Genomic DNA, 15,908 nt, shown 5'->3' on the forward strand with positions numbered 1-15,908 from the left:
CTCCTTTCTTTGCTCAAAAATATGTTAATTCCAGTTCATCAGCCCATAGCCTTTGATACAGGAGTAATTGACGGGGTAGCTCTTTATCTTGCAGGCGTCGCCGGAATTGCCCTCGACGGTATAGACGCGCTCCCCGTCCGTTCCGATAACAAGCCCCACATGGTCTGCGCTCCCGTCCCCGTCCCAGTCGAAAAAGATAGCGTCGCCGGGGGCGATATTCTCATAGCCCCTCGCGCCCCATTGCCCGCGTGACTGGAACCAGGGTACGCCCTGTGACTGGCACCCGGCAAAGCGCGGCTCGCTCTTTCCGGCTTGATTGTAGCACCATGAAACGAAACAGGCGCACCATTCCACGCGGCTGTTAAATCCGTACCAGCTCCAAAAGGGTCGCCCGCCCACGTTGCCGACTTGCCGCTTTGCAAGGTCTACAACGGCGGTGTTGCCGGGGCGTGTGCCGTTTACAAGCTGTACGCCGCTTAAATCCTCGGACGCGCCCATATCGGGGGAGCCGCCGCCGAAAATCAGCGGTTTGTTTCCGCTTGTTTCCAGATAGACGCGGTACATTTCAAGCTGCTGTGGCGTTAGAAGTTCCTCCGCAATCTCGGAAATGGGCTTGTTCGTCAGCTTCACATTAAGGATATGGTACTCGTAGGGTACTTCCTCGGTGGTCGTTTCCCCTGTTTCCGGGTCGGTGCTTGTTTCTGTGCGGTAGCGGATTTCCGTTTCTTCCGTCAGCGTCAAGGTGTACTGCATGGCAAAGACGCGGTTTAGTTCTGCCTGTGCGCTCTGCGGGGTGTAGGTCTGTAAAAGGGCGGTGAGGTAGGACGCTAACTCATGGGGGTTATGCCCGATACTGTCAAGGTCATAGCGGTATTCGTCATAGCCGGGGTGGGTGCTTTCGATATTGTCAATCTGCTGCTGAAGCTCGTTTTCCTTTGCGGCGTAATTGTTCTCCGTCGCCACAAGGTCGCTGTCCTCCGACGTGTAGGAAGTCCCAAGTATGCCGTTCATCAAGCCGGAGAACATGGAGCCGCAAGAGGAAAGCCCCGCCGATACCATGATGAATAAGAGCAGCGCGGCAACGGCGATACATACGCCCGCCGGGTGCCGCCCTACAAAAGCGATTGCCCGTTTGGTTTCCTCGGCGGTTTTCTTTGCCGCTTTCCTTGTATTCTCCGCTGCCTTTTTTGCTGTGGCTGCGCCCCCTTTTTTCGCTGCCTTTGCATACTGCCGCTTGATTTGCTGCTTCTGCATGAAGCGGGAAAGGGGATTGCTCGCAATCTGCGGATTGTCATGTAAGGCTTTGTGGTACTGGAAATCCACATTTGCCTTGAACGCCGCTTTCTCTGCCTTTGCCGCCGCCCGGTAGGGTTTCAGCTTGTGGCTGCGGTAGCCCTCCTTGACTTTCCTCGCCCCGTACTTTGCGCCGCGCTCTGCCAGTTCTTCGGATTTGTGCGCCCCCTCAACGCCGGAATTGTCCTTTTCAACGGAATGTATCTTGTTGTGGACGAAAATACCCGCTTCCTGTGCGGGGCGGGATAGCGGGTTATTGTGGGGCTTATTCTTTCCTATGGGCTTTTCCCGTTCCTCAAAGCGTAGGCGGGTCTTGCCTTTCCCGGTAGCTTCGTCAAAGGTGCGCTCCCGTACAAGTTTCTTTTCTTTGGGGATAGCCGCCTTTGCCGCGTCCAGACGGTCGGCTGCTTTGTCCGATTTTCGGATATACTTTTCAAGCTCCGGCGTTGCCCGTTCCTCGTCGGTAAACTGCAAGCGGGAAGATTTTTCTTTTGCTGTGGCTTCTGCCTGTGCTTTCCTCGCCGCCTTTTTGCTCGCCTTTCTGGTACGCGCCCCGTCGATACGCTCCAAGACGCGCTCGGCTGCGGCGGTGTCCTGTTCCCGTTCTGCCCCCGGCGCATGGGGAAGTGGCGGCGTGTCGGTTAAGGGCGGGGAAGTTGCGCCGCCCGGTAGGGGCTGCGCTGCCTGTTCCGGCGGCTGCGGTGCTTCGGTCTTTGCAAAGTCCGCGTCCCTTATCCGCTTGCTGATACGTTTCTTTTTCCCGGTGGCGGCGTTTACCTCGACAGCCCCCTCGCGGGTCATTTTCTGCGTGACTTTCTCACGCGCTCGATACTGTTTTATTTTTCTGTCCCTCCAATCCGCGCCCTTGCAAGGGCGCAATACTCGGCGTTTATCTCAATGCCTATATAATGCCTGTCAAGCTGCCTTGCGGCTGCCCCCGTCGTGCCGCTGCCGAAAAAGGGGTCAAGCACAACGCCGCCTTTCGGACAGCCCGCCTTGATACAGGTTTCGGCAAGTTTTGGCGGGAACGCGGCGAAATGCCCGCCCTTGTAGGGAACGGTATTGATAAGCCACACGTCCCGCCTGTTCCGCATGGTCGGCATGAGGGCTTCGTCGTAGTAGCTGCCGCTTCGCGCCCGGTTAAGCCCCTGTACTTTCCCCTGTCCGGGTATTTCGTCCGCATATTTCTGTCCCGCGCTGCGCCCGGTGCGGTACCGCGCCGCCGTTGTGGGGGCTAACGGCTCGGCTATGGCGGCTGCGTCATAGAAATATTTCTTTGACTTCGTAAGCAGAAAGATATGTTCATAGCAGCGGGTAGGGCGGTCTTTCACGCTCTCCGGCATGGGGTTTTCTTTCTGCCAGATAATGTCGCTCCGTAAATACCACCCGTCAGCGCGTAGGGCAAAGGCTAAAAGCCAAGGGATACCGATTAAGTCCTTTTGTTTGCAGCCGGAAACGCGGTTGTTTCTTGCAATCTGCTGTCCGTTTCTGCCTTTCGGGTTCTTCGGGTCTGCATGGTAGCCTTTATTTCCTGTGCCGCAGTAAGTGTCCGCGATATTCAGCCAGAGCGTACCGTCAGAACGCAGTACCCGGCGCAGCTCGCGGAAAACCTCGGTCAGCCTGTCAATGTACTGCTCCGGCGTGTCCTCCCGCCCAATCTGCATATCAAGCCCATAATCTCTAAGCGCATAGTAGGGCGGGCTTGTGACGCAACAGTGTACGCTTTCCTCTGGAAGCTCCCGCAAGGCATAGAGCGCGTCGCGGTTGATGATGGTGTCAGTTTTCAGCCCGTTCATGCTTCGCCTACTTCCTCCGGCTTCGTCGTCATTACCCGGTAAAGCTCGGTGTCTTTCGGGAAGCGGTCTACAAAGGGCAGCACCACGTTCCCGTAGAAGATAAGCCCCTCGCCCGCTTCGGTGTGGGTGACATATTTCATCTGCTGCGGGGAGATGTTGAGCTGCTTTGCAAGGATAGCCCGGTCGCCCGCCGCCTGATTGAGCATGAGGACAAAATCAGAGTTTTCAAAGATATTCTCCACTTCGCGGGAAGCAAGCAAATCCTTGACATTCTGCGTAATGGCTGTGGGTATGCCGCCCCATTTTCTGAAACGCTTCCAGATTTCAACGGAATAGGCGGCGGTCTGTTCCTCTTTCAAGAGAAGATGAAATTCGTCCATAAAATACCGGGTGGATTTCCTTTCTGCCCGGTTGACGGTGACGCGGTTCCATACCTGGTCCTGCACAATGAGCATACCTAACTTTTTGAGCTGCTTCCCAAGCTGCTTGATGTCAAAGCAGACAAGGCGGTTGTTCAGCTCCACGTTGGTACGGTGGTTGAATACGTTAAGGCTCCCGGAAACGTAAAGCTCCAATGCCGCCGCGATACGCGCCGCTTCCGGCTCCGGCTGCTTCAAAAGCTCGTCGTAGAGGTCGCCCAAGATAGGCATTTTCTCCGGGTCGGGGTCTGCAAGGAAAGGGCGGTACACGTTCCTAACAGCGCGGTCAATGACGGTCTTATCGACAGGCTGCAAGCCCTCCTTACCGCCTATGACAAGCTCGCAGAGGGAGAGGATAAAGTCGGATTTCAGCGCAAGGGGGCTGTCGTCCTCGGAATAGTTGAGGTTAATATCCATAGGGTTCACATACTGGGGCTTCCCGTCAATGCCCTTGCCCGTAGGCGATAACCGTATCACTTGCCCGTCAAGCCGCTGCACAAGGGAAAAATACTCTGCTTCTGGGTCGCAGATAATAATGTCGTCGTCTGTAATGAGGAAAGCGTTTGTCATTTCCCGTTTGGCGGCAAAGGATTTCCCGCTTCCCGGCGTACCCAAGATTAAGCCGTTGGGGTTCTTTAGCTGCTTGCGGTCGCAGAGTATCATGTTGTTAGACAGGGCGTTCAAGCCGTAGTACAAAGCCGCGCCCGTCTGGAAAAGCTCCTGTGTGATAAAGGGGATAAAGATAGCGGTGCTTGACGTGGTAAGCCCTCTTTGAATGGGGATAAGGTTCTCCCCAAGCGGTACAGAGGACATAAGCCCCGCTTCCTGTTGGTAGTCAAGGCGGGTTAAGGCGCAGTTGTTCTTCTGTGCTATGCCCGCCGCCGCGAATACGTCATTTTCCAGTTTCCGCTTCGTGTCCGCCATGTTCACCACAAGGAACGTCAAGAGGAACATTCTTTCATTCCGGCTCTGCAAGTCCTGTAAGAGGTTCTTCGCTTCGCTGCCGAACGTGGCAAGGTCGGACGGGATTATATCCATGTCATAGCCGCTGCGTACCGCTTTTTTCTGTTCCTCGATTTTCATTTTGTCAAGGTCGGTGATTTTCCGCTTGATTGTCTTTATGGCTTCGGTCTGGTCGATACTGTGGATATGCAGATTGACGATAACGCCCGTTTCCAAGTCCAGAATATCCGATAAGATACGGTCGTTTAACTCCGGGGCAAGGATTTCAAGGAATGAAACCGCGCCGATTTTGCGCCCCATGCGGAAATAACGCCCCTCGCCAAAACGGAAAGAGGACGGGGCGATAAAGTCCTTTGTGGAAAGCCCGGACGGGGCAAGCCAAGAAAAATCAAAGGAAAACTGCCCGCCCTCCGGGTGGAAAATGCCATGCAGCATTTTAAGGCGTTCATAGCCTGTCATGGGGCGGGCAGCTACGCCCAAGAGCTTAAAGTTGTTCAGCACGTCCGTTTCGATACGGGCAAGGCGGGATTTCGCCGCGCCCAGACTGTCGGCTTCAATGGCAAAGGTGATATACTTCGCCTTGACAAGCCCGTTGTTGCCCTTTGCAAGCTGGTTTTTCAGCATATCCCGGTATTCTGTGCGGATAGAATTGAAAGCGTCCTCCTGTGCCGGGATATTGACCGCCTTTTCCGCTTCGCCCCGCTGCGTCCCCTGATTGATGAAAGAAAGCTGCACCGAAACGGAAGCGTCAAAGTAGTTTAGGAAGTCGCACCAGTTCTCAAAAATGGCGGTCTTGTCGTCTGCCTGTGCAAGCTGATAGTTAATATCTTCAAAGGCGACGGTCTTTGAGTATTTGCGCTGCGTAACCTTGCAGATACCGTCCGGGTACATCTGGATATAGGGGATTGTCTGCTGCGCGGTGTGCGCTTTCCCGTCGCCCTTTGCCTGTCTGATGATTTCCGCAATCTGCTTTTTCTCGGCGCGGGTGAGCTTGCGGGGCGGGTTAGGCTTTGCGCTTCCCGCCGCGCTGTTTCTTCGTGTTTCCTTTTGCAATCGCTGATACCTCCTTTTCAAGTTTTCTCTGCCGTTCTAAGACGGAATAAAAGTTGTCTGTCCTGTATGGTCGTTCTTTGGGGGCTATGAATTTTGTCTGAATGATGTTCTTCACCACCACTTCAAGGGGCTGTCCATGCTTCTCATACATGGCAAAGAGGAAACAGGGCAGCATGACGGCAATCATAGCCATAGACGCAAGGCTGGTGCCTGTGCTGTCTTTGAGCAGAAAGAAAAGCGGCAAGCCGAACAGGAGAGCCGCCGCAAAACATACAATCTGCCGTTTGGTAAGGTTGAACGCTACTTTTGTCTTGACTTTGGATAAGTCTTTGGGTACGGGTACATACGCCAAGTGAAAACCTCCTTTCTCTGGGTTTGGTGTTGCTGTAATTTTCCATAAGGGTAATCAAGGCAAAGGTCAATCTATGCCCTTTGCCCGCCCGTATTATATGGGGGTTATCCGCGTCAAGGTCGGGTCGTATTTTCGCCGCTTCGCTCTGAAAATCTCCACCCTGCCCTTGACACGCCGCTAATGCGCGGAAAAAATCGACTTCGCCAGTGCGCCGGATTTGAACAGGGAGAAACAGAGGATAACGGTGTAGGCTGCAAGGGAGAATATCGCGCTGTGCAGATTGTCCGCTATTATCATGTTGTTTACCAGAACCGCGTAAATGCCGACGCATATCATAATGAGGAAGCCTTGAAAACCGATAGCGAACAGGGATTTTAGGTAGTTGTTTCCTATCTGCCCCCATTCCCGGTTAGTCATAGTTGCAAACGGGATAGGCGATACCGAACAGTAAAGGTAAATTTCTATCATACGCCCGTAGAGGATAACGGTTATCAGTACGGACATGATTTTCATGCACAAGCTCACAAGGCTTGTTTCCATGACAAGTAAGAGCAGTTCGGGGATTTCCATAGCGTCAAGCCCGCTTTGCATGGAAGCAAGGGCGGCGGCAACATCAATCTCTGTGCTGCCGCCGATTACCCCCGCCGCGCCGGAAACAACGTGCTGCGCCATATCGAACACCGCCATAGTGATGTCAAAGGTGTGCGTCACAAGGTAGACTGCCACAAACGCCTTGAACACCCACTTGAAGAACATGGAAGTGTCAACGTCGTGCATATTGTTCTTTTCCGTTACCATGCTGATAAGCTCATAGCATAGGACGTAGGTAATGACAAGCCCCGCAATGGGTACGATTACATTCTCACTAAGGGTCTGTATCATGGAGAATATATTTGCGTTCCACCCTTGCGGGGTCTGCCCTACCTCTGCGGCGATAGTGCCGACTTTTTCGTTTACGTCCCCGAACATAGTTGACAGATTACCGTTTATGGCTCCTATGAGGATTTCCTTTATCCATTCGTTAATCGCGTCAAGTATGCTCTGCATAAGCCTTTACCCGCGCTTCTTAACCGAACAGCCCGGAAAGCAGCGGTACAAGGGTCATGCCGATAAGGGCAACGCCGCCGCCCGCCATATGATATTGTCAATATTGGTTGACACATTTATCTCAAAGATATCACTGCCTATGCAGCCTGTTCCAGAGATTGGTAGTATCTCTGTCGCTTAATTATCGGAGGAAGCCCACCGTTGGCAGAGCAGATCCTCCTGTTATTCCAGTAACTGATGAAGTATCTCCAAATGAGAACCTTCAGTTCCTCTATGGTCATAGTCTCCGTATTGTAGCGGTCATAGAGAAGCTCACTTTTCATTCTGGCCCACATGCTTTCGCATCGGGCATTATCGTGGCACCTGCCACCAGCACTGTTCATGCTTTGAATAATACCGTATTTAGCAAGAGCCTTACGATAAGTTTCACTGGTATATTGTGTTCCTCTGTCAGAGTGTACAATAGCCCCTCGCAGATCAGGATATGCCAGATAGGCATTATCCAGGGTATGCTCACACAACGTTGCTTTCATGTTGGTTTCCATTGCCAGACCAAGGACACCGGAATCAAAGCAGTCAAAGATAGCTGAAACATACAGTTTCCCATCTTTAGCCTTGATTTCTGTAATGTCAGTTACACATTTTTCAAGTGGCTTGTCGGATTTGAAATCTCGCTTCAGAAGATCATCTGACTTACGAGCTTCCCGATCAGCCTTGGTAATACCATTCGGCTTACGCTTTGGTTGATGACTAAGGCCTATTTCATCCATGACCCTGTAGACGGTTCGCTCACTGGGAATCTTGAGTCCTTCCGGTTTCTTAAGGAGAAGTGCCTGATACATGCGAATGCGCCCATATGTATCATTGTATTCATCTTCAGTATGGATTGCTATCATAGCATCAGCGAGATCCTGATATTTCCAGGGCCGGTCTTTATTAGCAAGATATTTGTAGAACCCCTGGCGGCTGACACCAAGCATCCGGCAATAGAATGAGAGTTTTCCCTTAATCGCGCCGTCTTCCGTTTTTATGGCAATGAACATCATTCTTTGGTTCTTGCTGACTTCCGACGGCTGGCTGCGAAAAAAGCACTTGCTTCCTCGAGAAATTCATTTTCCTCTTTTAGACGCCGGATTTCTTTATCCTGATCCTTAACACGTTTGCGGAGCATAGCAAGTTCCTCAGCGAGACTCATGGCACTTTCTGGAGTATGTGCACCGTCGCCAATATCCAATGTACCGGCTCTAACTGCTTTCAGCCATGTATGGATGGTTCCTTCTGGAATACCTAATTCTTTGGCTGCCTTAGCACCGCCGATTTCTCTGGCAAGTTTGACAGCCTGGATCTTATATTCGTGGTCGTATTTACGTTGAGTACGTGACATTGAGAGTTCCTCCTTATTCTCTTTATTATACATGAATTCTTTGAGAATAAGGTGCCAACTTTATTTATACGACATCAATAAGCTGCTTCATGCCCTGGCTTTTCGCGCCCGGATTGTCGTTGCCGTAGCCCTCCATCAGATTGATTACGCCCCAGATACCAAGCCCGGCTCCAAGTGCTACAACAAGGGTCTGCAAAACGTCTACTGCGCTATTGAAAAATGCCATAAATATATCCTTTCTGCCGCGTCTGCGGCTGTCCGGCAAGCGGACAAAAGGCGGTCAGCATATGCCGCCGCACAAAAAAACCGCCCTCTGGTAAAGGCGGCTGTCCCCGCGCTGCGTAAGTTCTGCGGCGCGGCGGTATTCAGTTGTAGGGGGTGCGGCTCCTGCCGCTGTGTACTGCGCCGGAAAGTGGGGGCGCGTATCATGTAGCCGGTATGGATAGATGTGATTGCTTCAATCGCTCCTTTCTGTGTCCCGCTGTGCTGCCGGACGTTTTTTTCAGACTTGCGGGAAGTGAATAGCTTGCGTAGCAAGGTGTTCGCTTCCCGCAAGTTCACAAAGGGGTAGCTGCCGCAAGGCAGCGTAGGGGAAGTGTAGCTTCCCCTGTCCCCCGGCGGTCTGCCATGCTGTCACTGTTGCGGGATAAGCCCCCCGGCGCGTGACATACTCCGTTGCAAAACGGCGGTGTTCCGCTTCCTTTTCCCGCCAATACTCCCATAATGCAGCGTCGGCGGCTTCCGCAACATTCATTAAAAACCGTTCAAGCTGCTTTTGTTTTTCCTCTGCGCTACGTTTCCTCATGGTCTGCGTCCTCCTGTAAGTCTGCCGCGTCAATCTCGTAATAGTCAAAAACCTCGTCGGGCTTGACAATGGCGGGGCGGCGTTTAAGGTGCTTTTCCATGTCAAAGGCGTTCTTCGGGTCTGCGTCGGACAGGTACTTGTATTTCGGGTGCTTCGTTATGTCGAATTTGTCCGAAAAGAACGGGCGCACCCCGCGTAGCTGCAAGATACATTTCCCTCCGTCCATGACTGCGATTTCATCTTCCGTCATAAGCTGCTTTCCCAATTTCTGATAGTTCAGCCCATGCGAAAGCTCCCGCCCCCTTGTTTCGGACGTGTTGAAGCTGTCTATCGTTTCCTTGCCTAAAATCTCCGATATTTCTTTGAGCGTCGTTTTTTCCTTGCCACCCAAGAAAAGCGTGGTGTCGCAGTTGCCGACTATGGTATCGGCGTTGTCCTTGTAGATTGCCTTTAGCTGTGACTGGCTCTGCAAGATGATTGACGCGGATATTTCCCGGCTCCGTATCGTTGCAATGAGCTTTTCAAACTTCGGTATCTGCCCGATATTCGCAAATTCATCAAGTAAGCACCTTACATGGACGGGAAGCCGCCCGCCGTATTCATCATCTGCTTTGTCGCACAAGAGGTTGAATAGCTGTGTGTAGAGAATACTCACGACAAAGTTAAAGGTGTCGTCGGTGTCGCTGATAATCACGAAAAGGGCGGTCTTTCTGTCGCCTATGGTGTCAAGCTCCATTTCGTCGGTTTCCATAAGCTCCCGCAGCTCCTTAATGTCGAATGGGGCTAACCTCGCGCCGCATGAGATAAGTATGCTTTTTGCGGTCTTGCCCGCCGCAAGTTTGTATTTTTTGTACTGCTTGACTGCAAAATGTTCCGGGTCTTTTTCTTCCAGACGTTCAAACATGAGGTCAACCGGGTTCTGGAAGTCCTCGTCGTCCTCGCGGGCTTCCGACGCATTTATCATTTCAAGCAGCGTCGTGAAGTTCTTCTCGTCCTCCGGGGCTTCATACCAGATATAGCCGATTAGTGCGGTATAGTAGAGCTTTTCCGCTTTCACCCAGAAATCCTCGCCGGATTTTTCCCCGTCGCCTTTGGTGTTGGCGATAATGGTATTGACTAACTTCAAAATGTCCTTTTCGCTCCGCAGATAGGCAAAGGGGTTGTATTTCATGGATTTTTTGAAGTTAATCGTATTTAGCACTTTGATACGGTATTTGTACCGCTGCAACATTTTTCCGGTTTCCAAAATCAGTGTTCCTTTCGGGTCAGTGACGATATACGACGTTGGAAAATCCTTTGACGTACATTGCATGAGCGACGGTTTCACAAAGAACCGGGTCTTGCCGCTGCCGGAACCGCCGATTACAAGGATATTTTTGTTTCTTGCGTATTTCGGCTGCTTCGGGCGGCTGTTCATGGTGAGCCGTTCCGTCTGCGTTAAGGGGATATTATTCTCAAATACCGGGTCTGTGTATGGCTTTATATCGTCAGCCCCGCCCCAACGCGCCGAACCGTATTCTGTCCCGCGGCGGTATTTCTTCGCGTTCTTGCCTTTGGTGTAGATAATCAGCCGAACAATGACCGCCCCCGCAATGCCTAAAGCTAAGTCTGCCGGGTGGAAGCTCGGCGCGATACTGGAAAAGGCGGCGGTAAAACCGTCCCCAAGATGTAGCAGCTTTGCGCTTGCGTCCGCGCCGGGGGAGAGCCGGACAGCCGCGCCCGCTTTATCAAAGAGCCAGACAAAGAGCAGATACGGGAGATTTAAGATAAGCAGCTTCTTGATTTCCGGCTTCATAGCGATACCTCCCTGTCCTTGTTCTTGACCTTTGCCCGTTCCGCGTTTCTGCCCTGTGCAGCTTCTTTGAGGGTAGAGAGCAGCTTTCGGATTGAGGGCTTTTTCTCCTGTGTCAGCTTTTTTGCGGAAAATTCCTTAAAGGCTGCGGTCAGCACGTCCGCGTCCCGCCCCTTGAAGAAAACCAGATAGCGGGGCGGGCTTTCCGTCGCGTCCTTTTTCAGCGCAAAGTCGATACCGTACTTTTTCGCCGTACTCTCAAAGGCTTTGATATTGCCCTCGGTAATCTCAATGTTGGAAACGCCCGCGTTCTGCTTCATAAGCTGCTTTAAGCTCTGCTTGCCCTGTGGCGGTTTGGAAAGCTGCTTTTTTCCCTTTGACAGTATGGCTTTCATTGCCTTTTGGAGCGTCTGGGCGGTCAGCTTCCCGGTCTTGATGTAAAGGGCTATGGTCTTTTCGTTTACTTCGTCCTGCAATTTGTCGCGTCCTCCTTTCGCGTTTCTTTATGGGGCGGCGGTCAGATACGCACCCGCAGCCCGTTCAAGTCCTCGGCTCTGATACCCACAAGATACCAGTTGTCGCCGTACTCAATCCGGGTCGGCTTCCACTTGCCCCGCACGAATACGTCAAAACATTCTCCACAATGCAGCCCGCCATAGTAGCTGTTTAAGTCAAAGCGAATGTCGTAACGGTCGGTGCGCTCGTCAAATACCAATGCTCCTGTCATTTTCTGTGCCATAATAAAATCCTCCTTTTGTTGTTTTACAGGCTTTCGCCCGGTTTGCATGAATAATAGTCCGGGTCGCCGTACTGCGGCTTCTTCGGTGACAGTGCGCCGCTTGCCATGTCATGGGCGACAAGGGAAGTGTAATAATTGCCGATAGTGGACGGGGCGTTGAAAAGGGCTGCTTTCAGATATTGCTTGATGTTGCGGATTTTCGTTGTGTTCTCCCGCATACAGTCAAGCACAAAGCGGATATGCTCGCCGTCCAGTTTCATAAACTTTGACTTCACAAGCTCTGCCGGGTAGTCGTCCCCCGCAATCCGTACCCGCTTTCTGGCGGTGCATACGGTTTCAAGCATGAGGTCTACAATCTCGTCAAGCCTGTCACTGTCAAACTTCATGTCCTGTTTGAGAATGTGGTAGTCGATATTGTCCTTGATGATTTCCCGGTATATATCAACTGCGCTCTGTGCTGCCGCTTCCGTTCCTTTCCGTTCCGGCGGCGTAGCCGCTTCTCTGCAAGGAGAGGGGTTAGGGGAAAGGATAGGAATGGAATGGGTACTTTGTTCATCAGTAATTATTTTTTCTTTTTTTGGTAAGTCAGTTCTTTGTATATCTTTATTTAATTGCGTTGGATTTTCCAACGTAGGTTTTTCCAATGTAGGTTTTTCCTGTGTTGGATTATCCAATGTTGGATTTTCCAATGTAGGTAAATCCGGCGTAGGCGGCTGCGGCTGCTCGAATATCACATAGTCCGCGCCCCGCAAGCGTCCTTTCTCGTCGCGCTCCCTTGAACGGACGATATACCCGGCGCGTTCAAGCTCCTTAATGGCTTCGCGGATAGCGTCTATCTTCTCCCGGTTGATAAGGGATAAGCCTTTCAAGGTGTAGTCCCAATCTTCGGGGAGTGACAGCATTTGCGACAACAGCCCCTTTGCCTTTAGGGAAAGCTCCTTGTTGCGTAGGTGGTGGTTGCTCATTACGGTGTAGCCCTTGTTCCGTTCCACTCTGAAAACTGCCATAGTTCATAACTCCTTTGCTTTGGATTTGTTACGCAGTAGAAGCGCGGTTTCGGGGGATAAGGTATAAATCCCTTTCCGCACCAGATACGCGCCCGGAAAACCGCTTGTAGCAAGGCTTTTTCTGCCCCTACTGCGTAACAAAGGGCATGAAAAAAGCGGCGTTCCTGTTCTCCCATGTAGAGAGTAAGAAACGCCGCTTCTGCGTCGTATTCAGTTTTTAGTACAATACCCTGCTTGTCCGTCGCTCGAAAAACCTTGATTTTCCAGTGTTTTCAAAAGTATCGTTATCTAACGTCAGCTTTCCAAAGACCAAGTTTCCAGAACATGATTAAGGACATTGAAAGCGGTCTGATAAACTGCGTTATCACGAAAGATTTATCTCGTCTGGGGAGGAACTATCTTGATTGCGGACTGTATCTGGAAGTGTTTTTCCCAGAGCATAATGTGAGGTATATAGCGGTCAATGACGGCGTGGACACGCTCAATAAATCCGCTATGGACATCACGCCTTTCCGCAACATCCTAAACGAAATGTATTCCGCCGATGTGTCGGTCAAGATAAAATCGGCGTACCGAGCGAGGTTTCAGCAGGGGAAATTCATGGGGACGACAGCACCATACGGTTACGTCAAAGACCCCGCCGACCACAACCATCTGCTGATAGATGACAAAGTTGCCCATGTGGTAAGGGAAATATTTGACCTTGCGTTAGCGGGCAACGGAATCGCCAAAATCCGCAAGCACATCAACAAACAGCATATCTTACGCCCCGCCGCTTATGCGGCGGAGCAGGGGGCAACAGGCTATGAGAGGTATTTTGAGGAGAATGAGGAGAACCGTTATATTTGGAGCGAGAACAGCGTAAGGGGCATTTTAAGAAGCCCGATATATGCGGGAAACCTTGCAGGCTACAAGCGGATTGCCGCCAACATGAAAAGCAAGAAACGCCCCTCTAAGCTGCCCGAAGAATGGGAAGTGATACCAGACACCCATGAGGGGATAGTCACGCAGGAGGAATTTGATACCGTACAGCAGCTTATTACAAGCCGCAGATTACCAGAAAACAAGGGCGGCTTTGAGAACATCTTTGCAGGCGTTATTAAGTGTGCGGACTGCGGCTATGCGATGCGGGCTATGAGTGCCAACAGGAGGAAACGCCCCGACATCATCGACTGCGTACAATATTCCTGCAATAATTATGGCAGATACGGTAATATCATGTGTACCGCACACAGCATTGAAGCGAGGGACTTGTTCAACGCTGTCCTCACCGACATCAACCGATTTGCGGATATGGCAGTCAATGATGAAAAGGCAGTGAGGGCGATTGAAAAGCGGCTCACGGAAACAGACCAGAGCAAGGCAAAGGCACTGGAAAAGGAGCAAAGAAAACTGAACAAACGCCTTGCAGAACTGGACAGGCTGTTTTCCTCACTCTATGAAGATAAGGTGATGGAGCGTATTACCGAGCGGAATTTTGAGATGATGTCGGGAAAATACCAGAAAGAACAGCTTGAAATTGAAGCAAGGCTGAAAGAGGTAACGGAAACGCTCAGCGACAGCTATGAGAAGACGCAGGGTGTCCGTGATTTCCTCTCCCTAATCCGCAACTATCAAGGCATTAAGGAACTGGACGCAACCATCATAAACGCACTTATAGACAAGATACTTGTTTCGGAACGTGAGAAACTTACAGACGGAATGGTGCGGCAGGAAATCAAGATTTATTATAAATTCATCGGCTTTGTCGGTGAATTACATATCACACCGACAAAGCGGTGGACTGCGTTAAAGCCTAAGAATTGTACGGTGTGCGGTGTTGAATATGTTCCCCGCTCTGGCATATCGAAGTATTGTCCTGCTTGTGCCAAGAAGATACAGAGGGAGAAATCAAACGAGAGCAAACGCAGGAGCAGGGAGCGAAACAGACAGGCATGTATTGAACTGTCCGCAAAAAATGACCGACTGAGCCGGGCCGCATTTACAGATATCACTGAGTGGTTTAAAAATTATTTATAAGGAGGAAAGGTATGAAAAAGAGAGTTGTAGGAGTGTTATTGTCAGTAGCAATGGTGTCAGCACTGATGGCGGGCTGCGGGGATTCAAAAGAAACGGCCGCCGGATCTGCGGGTAGTTCTGCCTCGTCTAAGAGTACGGCTTCAGCTTCCTCATCCGGCGCGGGGAACAGTGGGAATGAGAGCACGGATTCTAAGAGCGCGGGTTCAGAGAGCACAGATTCAAAAAGTACGTCCGCTGGTTCGGAGGCCGCTTCATCTGACACGGCCACTTATTCAGATCTGGAGCTTACGGACGAAGAAAAAGCGTCCGCTAAAGGACTGACGATCGGAGTGACATACTGCACCAGCAGCGCCCCTGCGGTTAAGGTTTTTGCCCAGGGGATTCAGGAAGAGGCGAAAGAGCTGGGAATTGAACTGATTGAGCTGGACGGTAATTTTGATGCGGCCACCCAGGCGGATCAGATGAATACATTTATTTCTCAGAAGGTGGATGGAATCGTGCTGAACCCCAGCGACGGTACGTCTTTGGTCTCCTCCTGCAAAAACGCTGATGAGGCAGGAATCCCTGTGGTGACAGGGGCCATGAATGTGGATGAATCCGGCTATGAATACATCAGGACCTTTGTAGGACCGGATGACAAGGATGTGGGAAGAATCGCCGGACAGACGATGATGGAAGCATTGGGCGACAAAGGCGGAAAAGTTGCAATCATCGAAGGAACCGCAGGAAGCTCCGCCCAGGTGAACAGAACAGAAGGCTTTGAGGAAGCGGTAGCCGGAAGTGCTGTAGAGGTGGTAGCCAAGAACGCGGCGGATTACGATGAAGCCACGGCGATGGGTATTGCGGAAGACCTGCTCACCAAATATTCTGATCTGGCGGGAATTTTCTGCCATGACGACACAATGGCCTCCGGCGTTGCCCAGGCGATGAAGGAACTGGGTTATACCGGCAGCGATCTTGTGGTAGTTGGTTACGGCGGAAGCGCCAAAGGCGCAGAACTTGTACAGGAGGGTTATCTGGTAGCGACAGCCGTACAGCCTCTGGTGGATGAGGGCCGCGGCTGCATCAAGGCGCTGGTGAAAGCGATTAATGGTGAAGAGCTGAGCGCCTGGTATAAGGATGAAATCACACCTCTCAGCAAAGATAATGTAGAATCATATGATAAATCCCTGCTGTGGTAAGCAGCCGGGAAGTCATCAGTGCCAGAGTGCCAGCCATAAGGGAACGGTCTTACAGCCG

At 51.5% G+C, this 15,908-nt stretch carries 15 protein-coding genes and 1 pseudogene; 2 read left to right on the forward strand and 14 right to left on the reverse strand.

Annotated elements, in window-relative coordinates:
• Positions 1 to 24: 24 nt before the first annotated feature.
• The 14 genes from H9Q79_RS15780 to H9Q79_RS15845 all read right to left on the reverse strand — a co-directional run bounded on the left by H9Q79_RS15780 (position 25) and on the right by H9Q79_RS15845 (position 12,650).
• The gene (locus H9Q79_RS15780) at positions 25 to 2,094 is read right to left on the reverse strand and encodes a C40 family peptidase (RefSeq protein ID WP_002585096.1); all 2,070 of its coding nucleotides are present in this window, start codon (positions 2,092 to 2,094) and stop codon (positions 25 to 27) included.
• 35 nt (positions 2,095 to 2,129) lie between these two features.
• Positions 2,130 to 3,089 (reverse strand): DNA-methyltransferase, encoded by a 960-nt coding sequence (locus H9Q79_RS15785; protein ID WP_002585097.1) that lies wholly within the window; start codon positions 3,087 to 3,089, stop codon positions 2,130 to 2,132.
• Positions 3,086 to 5,524 (reverse strand): VirB4-like conjugal transfer ATPase, CD1110 family, encoded by a 2,439-nt coding sequence (locus H9Q79_RS15790; protein WP_117534033.1) that lies wholly within the window; start codon positions 5,522 to 5,524, stop codon positions 3,086 to 3,088. Before H9Q79_RS15790 ends, H9Q79_RS15785 begins: the two co-directional genes overlap by 4 nt.
• The gene (locus H9Q79_RS15795; RefSeq protein ID WP_002569171.1) at positions 5,475 to 5,876 is read right to left on the reverse strand and encodes a PrgI family protein; all 402 of its coding nucleotides are present in this window, start codon (positions 5,874 to 5,876) and stop codon (positions 5,475 to 5,477) included. Before H9Q79_RS15795 ends, H9Q79_RS15790 begins: the two co-directional genes overlap by 50 nt.
• Before the next feature lie 177 nt (positions 5,877 to 6,053).
• Positions 6,054 to 6,923, reverse strand: a complete 870-nt coding sequence (locus H9Q79_RS15800) for a VirB6/TrbL-like conjugal transfer protein, CD1112 family (RefSeq protein ID WP_002584320.1) — start codon at positions 6,921 to 6,923, stop codon at positions 6,054 to 6,056.
• A gap of 19 nt (positions 6,924 to 6,942) precedes the next feature.
• Positions 6,943 to 7,011, reverse strand: a complete 69-nt coding sequence (locus H9Q79_RS15805; RefSeq protein ID WP_015524261.1) for a Maff2 family mobile element protein — start codon at positions 7,009 to 7,011, stop codon at positions 6,943 to 6,945.
• Positions 7,012 to 7,060: 49 nt separating this feature from the next.
• The gene (locus H9Q79_RS15810) at positions 7,061 to 7,969 is read right to left on the reverse strand and encodes an IS3 family transposase (RefSeq protein ID WP_118648884.1); all 909 of its coding nucleotides are present in this window, start codon (positions 7,967 to 7,969) and stop codon (positions 7,061 to 7,063) included.
• Positions 7,966 to 8,307, reverse strand: coding sequence for a transposase (locus tag H9Q79_RS15815; protein WP_118648886.1), 342 nt, complete (start codon positions 8,305 to 8,307; stop codon positions 7,966 to 7,968). The genes H9Q79_RS15810 and H9Q79_RS15815 overlap by 4 nt, the downstream gene beginning before the upstream one ends.
• 64 nt (positions 8,308 to 8,371) lie before the next feature.
• Positions 8,372 to 8,533: a Maff2 family mobile element protein gene (locus H9Q79_RS15820; RefSeq protein WP_249328708.1), complete on the reverse strand. Its 162-nt coding sequence runs from the start codon at positions 8,531 to 8,533 to the stop codon at positions 8,372 to 8,374.
• 276 nt (positions 8,534 to 8,809) lie between these two features.
• Complete coding sequence (locus tag H9Q79_RS15825; protein ID WP_002586629.1) at positions 8,810 to 9,112, reverse strand: hypothetical protein; 303 nt, start codon at positions 9,110 to 9,112, stop codon at positions 8,810 to 8,812.
• Positions 9,099 to 10,907: a VirD4-like conjugal transfer protein, CD1115 family gene (locus H9Q79_RS15830; protein WP_002586630.1), complete on the reverse strand. Its 1,809-nt coding sequence runs from the start codon at positions 10,905 to 10,907 to the stop codon at positions 9,099 to 9,101. The genes H9Q79_RS15825 and H9Q79_RS15830 overlap by 14 nt, the downstream gene beginning before the upstream one ends.
• A complete protein-coding gene (locus H9Q79_RS15835) occupies positions 10,904 to 11,380 on the reverse strand; it encodes a PcfB family protein (RefSeq protein ID WP_002586631.1) in 477 nt (158 codons plus the stop codon). Before H9Q79_RS15835 ends, H9Q79_RS15830 begins: the two co-directional genes overlap by 4 nt.
• A 41-nt stretch (positions 11,381 to 11,421) precedes the next feature.
• Entirely contained in the window at positions 11,422 to 11,643 is a 222-nt protein-coding gene (locus H9Q79_RS15840; RefSeq protein WP_002569164.1) for a DUF5348 domain-containing protein, read from the reverse strand.
• 23 nt (positions 11,644 to 11,666) lie between these two features.
• The gene (locus H9Q79_RS15845; protein WP_002586632.1) at positions 11,667 to 12,650 is read right to left on the reverse strand and encodes a DUF6017 domain-containing protein; all 984 of its coding nucleotides are present in this window, start codon (positions 12,648 to 12,650) and stop codon (positions 11,667 to 11,669) included.
• A 285-nt stretch (positions 12,651 to 12,935) separates the two neighbouring features.
• On the opposite strand from H9Q79_RS15845, the pseudogene H9Q79_RS15850 reads away from it, so the two are divergent.
• A pseudogene (locus H9Q79_RS15850) lies at positions 12,936 to 14,669 on the forward strand (recombinase family protein); the annotation flags it as partial.
• Positions 14,670 to 14,680: 11 nt separating this feature from the next.
• On the forward strand, positions 14,681 to 15,850 hold the full coding sequence (locus H9Q79_RS15855) for a sugar ABC transporter substrate-binding protein (RefSeq protein WP_118648355.1): 1,170 nt from the start codon (positions 14,681 to 14,683) through the stop codon (positions 15,848 to 15,850).
• Positions 15,851 to 15,908 lie beyond the last annotated feature (58 nt).

The sequence above is a fragment of the Wansuia hejianensis genome (assembly GCF_014337215.1).
Lineage (GTDB): Bacteria > Bacillota > Clostridia > Lachnospirales > Lachnospiraceae > Scatomonas > Scatomonas hejianensis.